Here is a 13,448-nt window from a genome sequence, read left to right as displayed (position 1 = left end):
CGCTCTACGGTGCGATCCCGACCCTGGGAATCCTCGGGGTCCGCCCCTGAGCGGCGGTCAGCCGGTCCTCCCGGCGGACGCTGCGCCGGTGCACCCACATGCGGGCCGCGGGCACCACGGCGAGGTGGGCCAGCGCGACGCCCGCCGTGTTGAGCAGCAGGGCGTCCACGTCGAAGATCTGGCCCGGCACCCCGGTCTGCACGAACTCCAGGGCCAGCGAGATCATCAGCCCCGCGAAGACCGTGCGGGCGAACGAGCCCGGCGCCGACACCCGCACCCGGCCGCCGGCCATCGGCAGCAGCACGCCCAGTGGGGCCAGCAGCGCCAGCCCCGCGCCGATCCGGCGGGCCGCCTCCGCGGGCCCCATGGCGAGGTCGGAGCGGATGGAGGCGAACGGACGGAGGTTGGGGGCGTCCACCCAGGGCACGTACTGCGGACGCAACATCAGCCACCCCACCAGAGCCAGATGGACCGCGGCGAGTACCAGGCCCACCGCGCGCACTTTCGGGAGAGAGCCGTCGCGCCGCACGCCTGGAAGGACGTCTGTCACTTCACGGCGGTTCCAGCGGTTTCCGCCGCCTCGGGGTCGGTGCGCAGGTCCCCGGTGCAGGTGAAGCGGCGCACCGGGGTGTCGTCGGAGCCGCCCAGGAGCACCCCGCCGCTGCCGGAGCCCGCGGCCGTACCGGCGTACGTGCAGACCAGCTGGGCGAGCGCGAACGGCGGCAGGTCGCCCAGCGGGGCGCTGAGCCGGAGCGATCCGCGCGGGTCGTCGCGGCGCGGTCCCTCCACGGCCAGGTCGCCCTGCACGGCCGTGGTGAAGCCGGCCGACGACTCGCCGCCGCGCGGCTTGCGCTGCAGTTCGCGCAGGAGCAGCACGGCCATGCCCAGCTGGTCCAGGCCCCCGGTCCGCACCGAGCGGTTCACCGCGGCCACCTGGGCGCTGCACACCAGGAACACCCGGGCGGCCGGGCCCTGGGGCGACGCGGAGGCCGTCGCCGTGGGGCTCGCCTCCTCGTCCGGCACCGCGCAGGAGACACGGGAGGGCGCGGGCCCGGCGTCCACCGGCACCGAGGTGGTGCGGATGCCGCAGCCGGCCAGCAGGACCACGCCGAGCAGGATGAGGAGCGGGGCGCGCCGGCGACGGCGGGCGGCACCCGCGGACGGGAGACCCGGGGCGTCCGGGGCGGCGCCCCGGGACGGCTGCGTCACTTGCTCTCGTTCCCTTCCTCGGTCTCCGCCGCCTGGCCGGCACCGGTGCGCATCGGCAGACGCAGCGTGAACACCGCGCCGCCACCGGGGTTGTTGGCCGCGGCGATCTCTCCGCCGTGGATGTGCGCGTTCTCCAGGGCGATGGACAGGCCCAGGCCGCTCCCCTCGGAACGGGCCCGGGAGGCGTCCGCCTTGAAGAACCGGTCGAAGACGTGCGGCAGCACGTCCTCCGGGATGCCCGGGCCGTTGTCGGCGACCTCGACCACGAGCTCGTCCCCGTCCTGCCGCACCTTGACGCGGACCGGCGATCCGCCGTGCTTGAGGGCGTTGCCGATCAGGTTGGCCAGGATCACGTCGATGCGGCGCGGGTCGAGCAGCGCGATGATGCCGCGCGGCGCGTCCAGCTCCACCGCGTCGAGCCAGGCACGGGCGTCGATGCAGGCGGTGACCAGGTCGGAGACGTCGACGTCGTCCATGACCAGGCGTGCGGTGCCCGCGTCGAAGCGGGTGACCTCCATCAGGTTCTCCACCAGCTCGCCCAGGCGCTTGGTCTCGCTCACCACCAGCCGCACCGCGGGGGCGATCATCGGGTCGAGGGAGTCCGCCTCGTCCTCCAGCACCTCGGTCACGGCGGTGATCGCCGTCAGCGGGGTGCGCAGCTCGTGCGACATGTCGGCGACGAAGCGGCGGCTGGCCGCCTCACGCTGGCTGAGCTCGTCGACGCGTCGCTCCAGCCGCTCCGCGGTGCGGTTGAACGTCCTTGACAGCTCGGCGAGTTCGTCGGTGCCGGTGACCCGCAGCCGGGTGTCGAGCTTGCCCTCGCCGAGCCTCCTGGCGGCGTCGCCGAGGCGTGCCACGGGCCGCAGCACGGTGGAGGCCGCGGCCTGGGCCAGCAGCGCCGCACCGATCAGGGCGAGGGCGGTGGCGATGCCGAGCGACCAGGCCAGCGAGTTGAGGTCCTTCCGCTCGGCCTCCAGCGACTTGAACATGTAGCCGGTGGGCCCGCCGCCGATCACCTTGGCCCCGCCCACCAGGTACGGCTGTCCGTTGCGGGTGACCCGCTGCCAGTACAGGTGGTACTCGGCGGGGTCGCCCTCCTTGGGGTTGCGCTTGCTGACGGCCTTGCGCAGCGTCGCGGGGACGGCGTCCAGCGAGAAGCCGTCGCTCTGCGACTTGGTCGCGCAGCGCTCGCCGTCCGGGCCGGTGCCGATCAGCAGCACCTGGTAGGTCTGCGTGCTGGTGCCGATGCTGCGCGCGGCGTCCGCCAGTTTGTCGCAGGACGGGTGCCGCGGCAGCGAGCCCGCGTTGCGGGTCATCGAGGCGCGGAAGTCGTTGAGCGCGGCGTTCTGGGCGCGGGTCAGCACGGCGTCACGGTTGAGCCAGTAGGCGATTCCGGAGGCGGACACGGCGGCCGCCAGCGCCACGGCGGCGAAGACGGCGACCAGGCGCAGCCGCAGGCTGGTGAGCCGCAGCAGCCGTGATCTCCAGCCGCTCAGCCGTTGATCCGTCGTGTTGTCACCGGTCGTGTCCTCGTGGTGCGGTTGACTCACGCCGGCGCGTCCAGGCGGTACCCGACACCCCGGACGGTACGGATCAGGGTCGGCGACGAGGGCACGTCCTCGATCTTGGCCCGCAGCCGCTGCACACAGGCGTCCACCAGGCGCGAGTCGCCGAGGTAGTCGTGCTCCCACACCAGGCGCAGCAACTGCTGCCGGGACAGGGCCTGCCCCGGACGGCGGCTCAGCTCCAGCAGCAGCCGCAGCTCGGTCGGCGTGAGCTGCAGGTCCTCGCCGTTCTTCGTCACGGTCATCGCCGAGCGGTCGATGACGATGCTGCCGAAGGCGGCCGCGTCGGTGCTGTCCCGCTCGCCGCGGCGCAGCACGGCGCGGATGCGGGCGTCCAGCACGCGCGGCTGGATGGGCTTGACGACGTAGTCGTCGGCTCCGGACTCCAGACCCACCACGACGTCGATGTCGTCGCTGCGCGCGGTCAGCAGGATGATCGGCAGCTGGTCGGTGCGCCGGATGCGACGGCACACCTCGAAACCGTCGATGCCCGGGAGCATGACGTCCAGCACGATCAGGTCCGGTCGCTGCTCGCGCAGCAGCTTCAGCCCGTCTTCGCCCGTGGCCGCGGCCACCACACGGTGGCCTTGGCGCGACAGGGCGAGTTCGAGGCTCGCTCGGATGGCGTCGTCGTCCTCGATCAGCAACAGGAAAGGCACGCCCGCATTCTCTCCCAAGTGGACCGTGGAAGGTACCGCCGTCGTCTGTGACGGGGCTGTGACACTCGGCGGACAACGCCATGAAACTGGCGCGGGAAGCTATTGGTCATCGACGGGGACGCCTACCGGGCGGCCCCCGCCGGACGGGTACGAAGACCAGGCCGGCTCCACCCACGGGGGGCGCGAAATGAACGCACTGCACAGCACGACGACCACCGCAGTCCTTCAGCCGCGCCTGCACACCGCGGGTCGGGGCGTCGAGAAGTCCGGTGCCACGGGCGGGCGGGGGTGCGCTCGTGGCACCGGGCGTCAGGTGGTCCGCACCAGGCCGCCGTACATCACGGCGATCGAGGGCGGTCACGGGGGGGACGGGGGGCACGGGGGTGTCGTCCACGGGGAGGCCACGGGGGCCCGGGAGATCCCGGGGGAGCGGTGCTTCACGGCGGACGCGGACTTCACCGCCTACGTCCAGGAGCGCCGGGCCTCCCTGTACGCGACCGCCTACCACCTGACGGGGGACCGCTTCGAGGCGGAGGACCTGCTGCAGAGCGCGCTGTTCTCCACCTACCGGGCCTGGGACCGGATCAGCGACAAGGCCGCGGTCGGCGGTTACCTGCGCCGGACCATGACCAACCTGCACATCAGCGCCTGGCGGCGCCGCAAGCTCAACGAGTACCCGACCGAGGAGCTGCCGGAGACGGCGGGCGAGACGGACGCGATGCGCGGCACCGAGCTGCGGGCCGTGCTCTGGCAGGCGCTGGCCAAGCTCCCGGAGCCGCAGCGCACGATGCTGGTGCTCCGTTACTACGAGGGCCGCACCGACCCGGAGATCGCCGAGATCCTCGGCATCAGCGTCGGCACGGTGAAGAGCAGCATCTGGCGCTCCCTGCGCCGGCTGCGCGAGGACGAGACGCTCAGCGCGGGCGTCGACGAGGAGGCGGCGTTCGGCGAGCTGGTCGCCTGACGCCGGGTGGGAACGGGGAACCGGGGGGTCCACGGGGGGGGGAATCGGGGGAATCGGGGGAAGCAAGAGGGAGCGGTCGCGCGCAGCGGGGGGTCTGTGCGCACCGCTCCCTCACGCATGTCCTTACGGACCCGCGCGCCGTTTCGTTCAAACCCGGACGGCGACCGGTGGAAAAGATGCGCGACCGATCCGTTCCAGTGCCTCGTCCCGGTCGCACACGTGCGCCCCGAGCGCCGCGTGCCGGGCGACGATGCCCCGCTCGGCGCGCATCAGGTTCCAGCCGCGGCGCAGCAGGAAGGAGAGCGACTTCCGGCCCTCGCGCAGGTCCCGGACGAAGCGGCGGCGGGCGGTGGTGGCCGCGCCGCGGCTCAGGCACAGCGCGTCGGCGAGCAGGCCGAGTTCGGCGCAGCGCGCGACGATGTCGGCGGCGAAGATGCCCTCGGCTATGAAGAGCGGCGCACCGTCGAGGCCGACCTCCGCCCCTCCGGTGATGGAGCTGGAGGAGAGCTCGTACACCGGGACGGCGGTCCGGCCCGTGGCGCACAGCTCCGCGACGGCGGCGACGGCCGCGTCGGCGTTCCAGGACAGCGGGGAGTCCCAGTCGGCGCCGATGCCGCTCGGCAGCATCGGGAGGGACGGGTCGTCACCCTCCTTGTAGAAGTCGTCCAGTCGCAGGACCGGCAGGCCGGTGCGGGCGGCGAGGGAGGACTTGCCGGACCCGGAGGGGCCGGTCAGCAGGATCACGCGGGCGGCGGGAGGGCGAGAGCTCACGGGACACCAGTGTGACGCATTCAGCCTTTGGAGTGACCCGCCGGGACATGCTTTGGATGCGTGATGTTCAACCAACTACCGTGAGTGACGTCATTGTCGCGTACGGGGACGGCCGCCGCGCCGTCCCGGGACCGGTCCGTACGCGGGCCGGGGACCAGGCAGGTGGATCCTCATGTCGCAGTTCTCCCGCACCCTTCTCCGCGCCACCGTCCTCGCGGTGTCGTCCGTCGCGGCCGTCGCCTCGGCGGGGGCGGCGCACGCGGACGCCCGGAGCGAAGGTGCGGCCACGGCCGCCGAGGCCGGCCGGGCGGCGACGTCGGCCCTGATCGGCACGGTGAACCACCTGCCGGTGAACCCGTTCGCGCAGACCAGCGTCAACCCCCTGGACAACGCGGTGAGTTCGCAGGTCGCCGACTTCAAGCCGGTCTCCACCGCGGACGTCACCAAGCCGGTCGCCGACAGCCGCTCGGTCGCCGACCTGCCGCTGATCGGCGACACCGTCAGGACCCTGCAGGGCGGCTGACGGCGCGCGGACGCGTACGGCGGCGGGCCCCCGCGGGGACACATCGGTCGCGGGGACCCGCCGCCGGGCCGTGCGGGAGGTGCAGGTCCCCCGGCGACGGGACGGGCCGCCGGGGGGACCGGGTCAGTAAGCGGAGCCCGAGGCCGCGCCGGCACCCGCGGGGTGCCAGACGGTCTTGGTCTCCAGGAAGGCCGTCAGGCGGTCCGTGCCGGGCTCGGCGGCCCAGTCCACAGCCTGTGGACGGAGCACGCGCTTGAGGTTGTCGGCGGCGGCGACCTCCAGCTCCTTCGCCAGCGCGGCGTCGTCCACCGTCCCCGCCAGGTCGAGCGCGTTGACGTCCATGTGCGCGGCGAGCGTCGGCGCGACCTCGGACGTGCGGCCGGACAGGATGTTGACGACCCCGCCCGGCAGGTCGGAGGTGGCCAGCACCTCGCCCAGCGACAGGGCGGGCAGCGGGGCCCGCTCACTGGTCACCACGACCGCGGTGTTGCCGGTGGCGATCACCGGGGCGACCACCGAGACCAGGCCGAGGAAGGACGACTCCTGCGGCGCGACGACCGCGACGACCCCGGTCGGCTCGGGGCTCGACAGGTTGAAGTACGGCCCCGCCACCGGGTTGGCACCGCCCACGACCTGGGCGATCTTGTCGGTCCAGCCGGCGTACCAGACCCAGCGGTCGATCGCGGCGTCCACCACGGCCGCCGCCTTGGACTTCGACAGCCCCTCGGCCTCGCCGACCTCGCGGACGAACTGCTCCCGGCGGCCCTCCAGCATCTCCGCGATGCGGTAGAGGACCTGCCCGCGGTTGTACGCGGTCGCGCCCGACCAGCCCGCGAAGGCCTTGCGGGCGGCGGACACCGCGTCACGGGCGTCCTTGCGGGAGGACTGCGGGGCGTTGGCGAGCCACTTGCCCTTGGCGTCGGTCACCTCGTACACCCGCCCGCTCTCGCTGCGGGGGAACTTGCCCCCGACGAACAGCTTGTAGGTCTTGAAGACGGACAGCCGCACCGTCTCGGACTTCTCAGACATCGAGGTACGCCTCCAGGCCGTGGCGGCCGCCCTCGCGACCGAAGCCCGACTCCTTGTAGCCGCCGAAGGGCGAGGTCGGGTCGAACTTGTTGAACGTGTTGGCCCACACCACACCGGCCCGGAGCTGGTTCGCGACCGAGAGGATGCGCGAGCCCTTCTCCGTCCAGATCCCGGCGGACAGGCCGTACGGGGTGTTGTTGGCCTTCTCCACGGCCTCGGCCGGGGTGCGGAAGGTCAGCACCGACAGGACCGGGCCGAAGATCTCCTCGCGGGCGACCCGGTGCGCCTGGGTGACCCCGGTGAAGAGCGTCGGCGCGAACCAGTAGCCCGCGGAGGGCAGTTCGCAGGCCGGCGACCAGCGCTCCGCGCCCTCGGCCTCGCCGGCCTCGGCGAGCGCGGTGATCCGGGCCAGCTGCTCGGCGGAGTTGATGGCGCCGATGTCGGTGTTCTTGTCCAGCGGGTCGCCGACGCGCAGCGTCGACAGCCGGCGCTTGAGCGCGTCCAGCACCTCGTCCGCGACGGACTCCTGGACCAGCAGGCGGGAGCCCGCGCAGCACACCTGGCCCTGGTTGAAGAAGATGCCGTTGACGATGCCCTCGACGGCCTGGTCGATCGGCGCGTCGTCGAAGACGATGTTGGCGCCCTTGCCGCCCAGCTCCAGGGTGACCTTCTTCTTCGTACCGGCGACGGTGCGGGCGATCTGCTTGCCGACGGCGGTGGAACCGGTGAAGGCGACCTTGGCGACGCCCTCGTGCGCGACCAGCGCGGCACCGGCGTCCCCGTAGCCGGGGAGGATGTTGACGACGCCCTTGGGCAGGCCCGCCTGGCGGCAGATGTCGGCGAAGAACAGCGCCGACAGCGGGGTGGTCTCGGCCGGCTTGAGGACGACCGTGTTGCCGGTGGCCAGCGCCGGGGCGATCTTCCACGCCAGCATCAGCAGCGGGAAGTTCCACGGGATGACCTGGCCGGCCACGCCCAGCGGACGGGGGGCCGGGCCGAAGCCGGCGTGCGCGAGCTTGTCGGCCCAGCCGGCGTAGTAGAAGAAGTGCGCGGCGACCAGCGGGAGGTCGGCGTCGCGGGTCTCCTTGATCGGCTTGCCGTTGTCCAGCGACTCCAGGACGGCCAGCTCGCGCGAGCGCTCCTGGACGATCCGGGCGATGCGGAACAGGTACTTGGCGCGCTCGGAGCCCGGCAGCGCCGACCACGACGCGAAGGCCTTGCGGGCGGCCTCGACGGCCCGGTCCACGTCCGCCTCGCCGGCCCGGGCGACCTCGGAGAGGACCTCCTCGCTGGACGGGCTCACGGTCTTGAAGACCCGGCCGTCGGCGGCGTCGGTGAACTCGCCGTCGATGAACAGGCCGTAGGAGGGGGCGATGTCGACGACGGAGCGGGACTCGGGCGCCGGCGCGTACGCGAAGGCGGAGCCCGTCTTCGGCTGCCCGGCCGGCTGGGTCCGCTGGGGCTGCTGGTTCTTCTTGGTCTGTGTCATCGGGGTTCTCAGTCCACCGTCACGTAGTCGGGACCGGAGTAGCGGCCGGTGCTCAGCTTCTGGCGCTGCATGAGCAGATCGTTCAGCAGGCTGGACGCGCCGAAACGGAACCACTCGTTGCTCAGCCACTCGTCGCCCACGGTCTCGTTGACGAGGACCAGGAACTTGATGGCGTCCTTGGAGGTGCGGATGCCACCGGCGGGCTTCACGCCGACCTGGACGCCCGTGGCGGCGCGGAAGTCGCGCACGGCCTCGAGCATCAGGAGGGTGTTGGCAGGGGTGGCGTTGACCGCCACCTTGCCGGTGGAGGTCTTGATGAAGTCGGCGCCGGCGAGCATGCCGAGCCAGGAGGCGCGGCGGATGTTGTCGTACGTCGCCAGCTCACCGGTCTCGAAGATGACCTTGAGGTGGGCGGAGCTGCCGTCGGGACGGCGGCAGGCCTCCTTGACCGCCTTGATCTCCTCGAAGACCTTCAGGTAGTGGCCGGCGAGGAAGGCGCCGCGGTCGATGACCATGTCCACTTCGTCGGCGCCCGCGGCCACCGCGTCGGCGGTGTCGGCGAGCTTCACCGGCAGCGCGGCGCGGCCGGCCGGGAAGGCGGTGGCGACGGACGCGACGTGCACGCCGGAGTCGCCGAGGGCCTCCTTGGCGGTCGCGACCATGTCCGGGTAGACGCAGATCGCGGCGACCCGGGGGGTCGTGCGGTCGGTCGGGTCCGGGCTGACGCCCTTGGCGGACAGCGCCCGGACCTTGCCGGGGGTGTCCGCGCCTTCGAGCGTGGTCAGGTCGATCATCGAGATCGCCAGGTCGATGGCGTACGCCTTCGCCGTGGTCTTGATCGAACGGGTGCCGAGGCTTGCGGCGCGGCCTTCGAGGCCGACCGCGTCGACGCCGGGCAGCCCGTGCAGGAAGCGGCGCAGCGCGGCGTCGGAGGCCGTGACGTCGGCCATGGACGCCAGCCGGGCCGCGGCGTCGGGGCCGTGAGCGGGAACAGTGGTGGGCATGGTCACCAGACCAGCATATCTACGCGCGTAGCGAATGTCACCGGTCGGAACGGGTCCGACTGTCCCCGTACGGGGGGTCCGGCAACCGAATCGGCGGAACCGGTGGTCTGGTGGGTGAAGGGGGTCATCGATGAATCCAGACGACGAGGCGGAGTTCCAAGGCTACGTCCGTGCCAGATGGACCCATCTGGTCAGGACCGCCTATCTGCTCACGGGTGACCGGCATCACGCCGAGGACCTGGCGCAGACCGCGCTGGCCAAGGCCTACCGGTCCTGGCGGCGGGTGCAGCGCAGCGACAATCCGGACGCCTACGTGCGACGGATCCTGATCAGCTGCAACAAGGACCGGTTCCGCAAGAAACGCGTGGCCGAACGGCTCACGGACGTACCGCCCGAAGGTGCCGGAGCCGATCCCACGGCGCGGGTGGCACTGCGGGAGGAGCTGCTGGCGGCGCTCGGCGAGCTGCCCGCCCGGCAGCGGGCCGTGGTCGTGCTGCGGTACTGGGACGACCTGTCGGAGACCGAGGTGGCCCATGCGCTGGGCTGCTCGGCCGGGACGGTCAAGAGCCAGGCGGCCCGGGGCCTGGCCAAGCTGCGGGCCAGGCTGGGCACGGCCGTGGTGGCCGCGGAGCCGGTCGCCGCCGGGGCGGCCACAGGGACGAGGACGGGGCCATGGGGCCCGGCGAAGGACACGAGGGTCGAAGGAGGGGTCCGATGAGGGACAAGGGCGATACGGCGGGGTTCGGCCCCGCGGACGGCGACACGGAGTTCGAGGCGCAGCTGCGCGAGCTCCTCGAGGAACAGACGGACGGGCTGCGCACGGGCGAGGCGCCCTACGCCACGATCGTGCGCCGGGGCAGGACGAGCCGCAGACGCCGGGTGTTCGCCGCCGGGGCCGGGCTGGCGGCGCTGGTCGCGGTGCCGGGCACGGCCGTCGCGATGCACTACCAGCCCGGCGGTGCCGGCACGACCGCCCTGCCGGCCCACGACTCCCGGCCGTCCGTGACGGCGAGCGCCGCCCAGCCGCGCACCTCCGCCCCGGCGCGGGCGAGCGGCCCCGAAGGCCCCGCGACGCCGGGGCAACTGGCGGACGGGATCACGATGGAGCGGGCGGGCGAGGTGCTGGAGAGGTGCCTGGCGTACGGCGGGCAACACCAGCCCAAGGCGTCCGCCTTCGCAAGCGACTACGGGAAGGCCGATGACTACCGCGTGATCCTCGCGCTGAACGCCACCGGCGACAAGAACTCCCCGGGCGACGGCATCCGTGTGGTGGCGGTCGGCACCGTGGACGGCGCCCCCGCCCGCCTGATCTGCACGGACAAGGACGGCAAGGCGGGCGGCATCAACAGCAGCGTCGGAGCGGACGGCGCTCCCGGCCGCGGGCCCGTCGTGCCGGACGACAACGCCTACCGGCTCTACAAGCAGGACGGCACCACCGGCCCGGGGCTGCCGTACCACTTCCCCTTCCGCTGGGGCAGCATCGGCACGGTCGAGCCCGGGGTCGCCAAGGTCACCGTCTCCTGGGGCGGCGTCACCCGGCAGGCGGTGCTCGACCACGGCTACTTCGTCGCGACCGGGGTCCTCGCCGCGCCGGAGGATTCCCTGCCGCACATCCAGGGCTACGACGCGGCGGGCAAGCGCGTCTACGACTCCAGGGAGGACAAGGGGTACCAGTAGGCGGCCGCTGACGCCGATGCACTAACGCAACCTCCGCCCCGCGGGGCGCAGGGCCGGGGTCAGGCACAATCTGATCTCATGACGAGTTCCGAGAACCCCGCCCCCGAACCGCAGCCCGACCCCGGGCAGCCGAAGTACGCCGAGCGCTCCTACCGCTCGACGGCCGGCGTCGTCGGCGGCGTGCTCATGCTCGCCATCACGCTGTGGCTCGGCATCGACGCGATCGTGCGCGGTACGGGCGACACGCCCTGGGTGGCCCTCGCGCTGCTGCTGCTGATCGTGCCGCTGGTCGTCGCGTTCACCCTGCGTCCGGTCGTCCTGGCCGGTGACGACCGGCTTCTGGTGCGCAACCCGTTCCGCACCGTCACCGCGCCCTGGAGCGCCGTGGAGGGGCTGCGCTCGGGGTACTCGACGGAGCTGTTCGCGGAGGGCAAGAAGTACCAGTTGTGGGCCGTCCCCGTGTCGATGCGCGCCCGCAAGCGGGCCGCGCGGGCCAAGACGCGCGCCGCCGCGGCGGGCGACCCGGGCGCGACGCTGGGGTCCCGTCCCGGCGCCACGGACTCGGCCCGGGCCTGGTCCGACCGGGTCGTGGACGAACTGCGCGAGCTCGCGGAGCGGCACGGCGGCCACGAGGGCGCGCAGGGCGAGGTCACGGTCCGCTGGGCGTACGAGGTGATCGCCCCGGCGGTGGCGGGGGCGGTCGTGCTGATCGTCCTGCTCGCCATCGGCTGAGCCGGCGGACCCGGGCGCATACCCCGACGCCCCGGTCGTGCCCGAGCGGGCACGACCGGGGCGTCGGCGTTACCGGAGCGTCAGGCCTTCGCCGCGGCCTCGTCCCGGGGGAGCCCGGCGGCGGTCGCGAGGTCGGCCTTGACGGCCGCGAGGACGTCGGCTGCCTGGGCGCGCACGCCGGCCAGCCGGTCGGCGCCCGGCACGGGCAGCACGACCTCCAGGTAGCACTTCAGCTTGGGCTCGGTGCCGCTCGGCCGCACGATCACCCGCGCCGACTCCACACCGGCTCCCGGGGAGCCGGCCAGCCGGTAGCGCAGGCCGTCGGTCGGCGGCAGCTGCGCGCTGCCCTGGGAGAGGTCCTCGGCGGTGACGACGGCGAGACCGGCCAGCGAGCTGGGCGGCCGCTCCCGCAGCCGGCTCATCGCGTCGTCGATGACCGACAGGTCGGCGACCCGTACCGAGAGCTGGTCGGTGGCGTGCAGCCCGTACTCCAGGGCGATGTCGTCCAGCAGGTCGCAGAGCGTACGGCCCTTGGCCTTGAGCTCGGCGGTCAGTTCCGCGACGGCCAGGGCGGCGGTGACGCCGTCCTTGTCCCGCACGCCCACGGGGTCCACGCAGTAGCCCAGGGCCTCCTCGTAGCCGAACCGCAGGTCCTCCACCCGGGAGATCCACTTGAAGCCGGTCAGGGTGTCGGCGTAGCGCAGTCCCGCGCGGGCCGCGATGCGCGAGACCAGGGAGGAGGAGACGATGCTCGCGGCGAAGGTTCCGCTGGCCCGGCGGTGCACCAGGTGGGTGGCGAGCAGCGCGCCGACCTCGTCGCCGCGCAGCATCCGCCAGCCGTCCGCGGCGGTGCGGTCCGGCACGGCCACGGCGCAGCGGTCGGCGTCGGGATCGTTGGCGATGACGATGTCGACGTCGGGGCCGAGGGCCCGGGCCGCGGCGAAGGCCAGGTCCATCGCCCCCGGCTCCTCCGGGTTGGGGAAGGCGACGGTCGGGAAGTCCGGGTCGGGCTCGCCCTGCTCGGCGACGACGTGCGGGGCGCCGAACCCGGCCCGCTCGAAGGCGGCGGTCAGCACGTCGCGGCCGACACCGTGCAGGGGGGTGTAGACGACCGAGATGTCGCGCGGGGTGTGCCGGTCCACGACCGAGGCGGCGCGGTCCAAATAGGCCTCGACGACCTCCTCACCGAGGACCTGCCAGCCCTCGTCCGCCAGCGGGACGCCGGTCAGCGGGCCGATCGCCGCGATCTCGCCGGCGATCCCGGCGTCGGCGGGCGGGACGATCTGCGAGCCGTCGCCCAGGTAGACCTTGTAGCCGTTGTCACGCGGGGGGTTGTGGCTCGCGGTCACGGCGATGCCCGCGACGGCGCCCAGGTGACGGATCGCGAAGGCCAGCACCGGCGTGGGCAGCGGCCCGGGCAGCACGGCCGCCCGCAGGCCCGCGCCGACCATGACGGCGGCGGTGTCACGGGCGAAGTCCACCGACTTGTGGCGGGCGTCGTGACCCACGACGACCAGCCCGTCGCCCTGGCCCTGCGCCTTGAGGTACGCGGCGAGACCGGCGGCGGCCCGGATGACCACGGAGCGGTTCATGCGCATCGGGCCCGCGCCGATCTCCCCGCGCAGCCCCGCCGTACCGAACTGCAGGGTGCCGGCGAACCGCGCCGCGAGGTCCTCGGCCGCCACCGGGTCGCCCGACTCGACGGCCGTGAGCAGCGCCTCCAACTCAGCCCGGGTGTCGGGGTCCGGGTCCTCGGCCAGCCAGGTGCGCGCCTGAGGGATCAGCTCCGCCTTCTCGCTTGCGCTTGCCACGTGATGCTCCTGCGA

General features: G+C 73.2%; 14 protein-coding genes. 5 read left to right on the top strand and 9 right to left on the bottom strand.

All coding sequences use genetic code 11. From position 1 onward, the window contains the following. Positions 1-4: 4 nt before the first annotated feature. From ACFV3E_RS21915 to ACFV3E_RS21900, 4 genes are read right to left on the bottom strand one after another with little or no spacing between them, the layout of a single operon-like run. Positions 5-493: a VanZ family protein gene (locus ACFV3E_RS21915; RefSeq protein WP_500536126.1), complete on the bottom strand. Its 489-nt coding sequence runs from the start codon at positions 491-493 to the stop codon at positions 5-7. Positions 494-546: 53 nt separating this feature from the next. Next, a complete protein-coding gene (locus ACFV3E_RS21910) occupies positions 547-1,209 on the bottom strand; it encodes a hypothetical protein (protein WP_500536125.1) in 663 nt (220 codons plus the stop codon). Further along, positions 1,206-2,759 (bottom strand): ATP-binding protein, encoded by a 1,554-nt coding sequence (locus tag ACFV3E_RS21905; RefSeq protein WP_500366869.1) that lies wholly within the window; start codon positions 2,757-2,759, stop codon positions 1,206-1,208. The genes ACFV3E_RS21910 and ACFV3E_RS21905 overlap by 4 nt, the downstream gene beginning before the upstream one ends. Further along, a complete protein-coding gene (locus ACFV3E_RS21900; RefSeq protein ID WP_026251393.1) occupies positions 2,756-3,433 on the bottom strand; it encodes a response regulator in 678 nt (225 codons plus the stop codon). The genes ACFV3E_RS21905 and ACFV3E_RS21900 overlap by 4 nt, the downstream gene beginning before the upstream one ends. Positions 3,434-3,620: 187 nt before the next feature. Here ACFV3E_RS21900 and ACFV3E_RS21895 point away from each other — a divergent pair, with 187 nt between their 5' ends. Next, positions 3,621-4,397: a SigE family RNA polymerase sigma factor gene (locus ACFV3E_RS21895; RefSeq protein WP_499513619.1), complete on the top strand. Its 777-nt coding sequence runs from the start codon at positions 3,621-3,623 to the stop codon at positions 4,395-4,397. Between the two features lie 147 nt (positions 4,398-4,544). On the opposite strand, the gene ACFV3E_RS21890 is transcribed toward ACFV3E_RS21895, so the two are convergent. Beyond that, positions 4,545-5,168: an ATP-binding protein gene (locus tag ACFV3E_RS21890; protein ID WP_500536124.1), complete on the bottom strand. Its 624-nt coding sequence runs from the start codon at positions 5,166-5,168 to the stop codon at positions 4,545-4,547. A 172-nt stretch (positions 5,169-5,340) separates the two neighbouring features. Between ACFV3E_RS21890 and ACFV3E_RS21885 the strand changes: the two genes are divergently transcribed. Continuing rightward, on the top strand, positions 5,341-5,691 hold the full coding sequence (locus ACFV3E_RS21885; RefSeq protein WP_500536123.1) for a hypothetical protein: 351 nt from the start codon (positions 5,341-5,343) through the stop codon (positions 5,689-5,691). A 123-nt stretch (positions 5,692-5,814) separates the two neighbouring features. On the opposite strand, the gene ACFV3E_RS21880 is transcribed toward ACFV3E_RS21885, so the two are convergent. The 3 genes from ACFV3E_RS21880 to deoC are packed head-to-tail and all read right to left on the bottom strand — an operon-like array spanning position 5,815 to position 9,213. Further along, entirely contained in the window at positions 5,815-6,720 is a 906-nt protein-coding gene (locus tag ACFV3E_RS21880; RefSeq protein ID WP_500536122.1) for an aldehyde dehydrogenase family protein, read from the bottom strand. Next, positions 6,713-8,209 (bottom strand): aldehyde dehydrogenase family protein, encoded by a 1,497-nt coding sequence (locus tag ACFV3E_RS21875; protein WP_500536121.1) that lies wholly within the window; start codon positions 8,207-8,209, stop codon positions 6,713-6,715. The genes ACFV3E_RS21880 and ACFV3E_RS21875 overlap by 8 nt, the downstream gene beginning before the upstream one ends. An 8-nt stretch (positions 8,210-8,217) precedes the next feature. Continuing rightward, positions 8,218-9,213, bottom strand: a complete 996-nt coding sequence (gene deoC / locus ACFV3E_RS21870; RefSeq protein ID WP_500536239.1) for a deoxyribose-phosphate aldolase — start codon at positions 9,211-9,213, stop codon at positions 8,218-8,220. A 130-nt stretch (positions 9,214-9,343) separates the two neighbouring features. On the opposite strand from deoC, the gene ACFV3E_RS21865 reads away from it, so the two are divergent. The 3 genes from ACFV3E_RS21865 (at position 9,344) to ACFV3E_RS21855 (ending at position 11,622) form a co-directional block, all read left to right on the top strand. After that, positions 9,344-9,931 (top strand): SigE family RNA polymerase sigma factor, encoded by a 588-nt coding sequence (locus ACFV3E_RS21865; protein ID WP_500366856.1) that lies wholly within the window; start codon positions 9,344-9,346, stop codon positions 9,929-9,931. After that, positions 9,928-10,890 (top strand): hypothetical protein, encoded by a 963-nt coding sequence (locus tag ACFV3E_RS21860; protein ID WP_500536120.1) that lies wholly within the window; start codon positions 9,928-9,930, stop codon positions 10,888-10,890. Before ACFV3E_RS21865 ends, ACFV3E_RS21860 begins: the two co-directional genes overlap by 4 nt. A gap of 78 nt (positions 10,891-10,968) precedes the next feature. After that, positions 10,969-11,622 carry a PH domain-containing protein gene (locus ACFV3E_RS21855; RefSeq protein ID WP_500536119.1) on the top strand — a complete coding sequence of 218 codons (654 nt, stop codon included), beginning with the start codon at positions 10,969-10,971 and terminating at the stop codon, positions 11,620-11,622. A gap of 80 nt (positions 11,623-11,702) precedes the next feature. Here ACFV3E_RS21855 and ACFV3E_RS21850 read toward each other — a convergent pair whose 3' ends face one another. Then, positions 11,703-13,433: a phospho-sugar mutase gene (locus ACFV3E_RS21850; protein WP_500536118.1), complete on the bottom strand. Its 1,731-nt coding sequence runs from the start codon at positions 13,431-13,433 to the stop codon at positions 11,703-11,705. Positions 13,434-13,448 lie beyond the last annotated feature (15 nt).

This window comes from Streptomyces sp. NPDC059718 (assembly GCF_042733315.1).
Classification (GTDB): Bacteria; Actinomycetota; Actinomycetes; order Streptomycetales; family Streptomycetaceae; genus Actinacidiphila.
The sequence above is the reverse complement of the archived record's forward strand: the minus strand, read 5'-3'. Positions and strand labels throughout refer to the sequence as shown.

What these genes read in the sequence shown, in the direction of transcription:
- ACFV3E_RS21895 (WP_499513619.1), top strand. Translation starts at nt 3,621, where the DNA reads ATGAACGCACTGCACAGCACGACGACCACCGCAGTCCTTCAGCCGCGC.
- ACFV3E_RS21885 (WP_500536123.1), top strand. Translation starts at nt 5,341, where the DNA reads ATGTCGCAGTTCTCCCGCACCCTTCTCCGCGCCACCGTCCTCGCGGTG.
- ACFV3E_RS21880 (WP_500536122.1), bottom strand. Translation starts at nt 6,720, where the DNA reads ATGTCTGAGAAGTCCGAGACGGTGCGGCTGTCCGTCTTCAAGACCTAC.
- ACFV3E_RS21875 (WP_500536121.1), bottom strand. Translation starts at nt 8,209, where the DNA reads ATGACACAGACCAAGAAGAACCAGCAGCCCCAGCGGACCCAGCCGGCC.
- deoC (WP_500536239.1), bottom strand. Translation starts at nt 9,213, where the DNA reads ATGCCCACCACTGTTCCCGCTCACGGCCCCGACGCCGCGGCCCGGCTG.
- ACFV3E_RS21865 (WP_500366856.1), top strand. Translation starts at nt 9,344, where the DNA reads ATGAATCCAGACGACGAGGCGGAGTTCCAAGGCTACGTCCGTGCCAGA.
- ACFV3E_RS21860 (WP_500536120.1), top strand. Translation starts at nt 9,928, where the DNA reads ATGAGGGACAAGGGCGATACGGCGGGGTTCGGCCCCGCGGACGGCGAC.
- ACFV3E_RS21855 (WP_500536119.1), top strand. Translation starts at nt 10,969, where the DNA reads ATGACGAGTTCCGAGAACCCCGCCCCCGAACCGCAGCCCGACCCCGGG.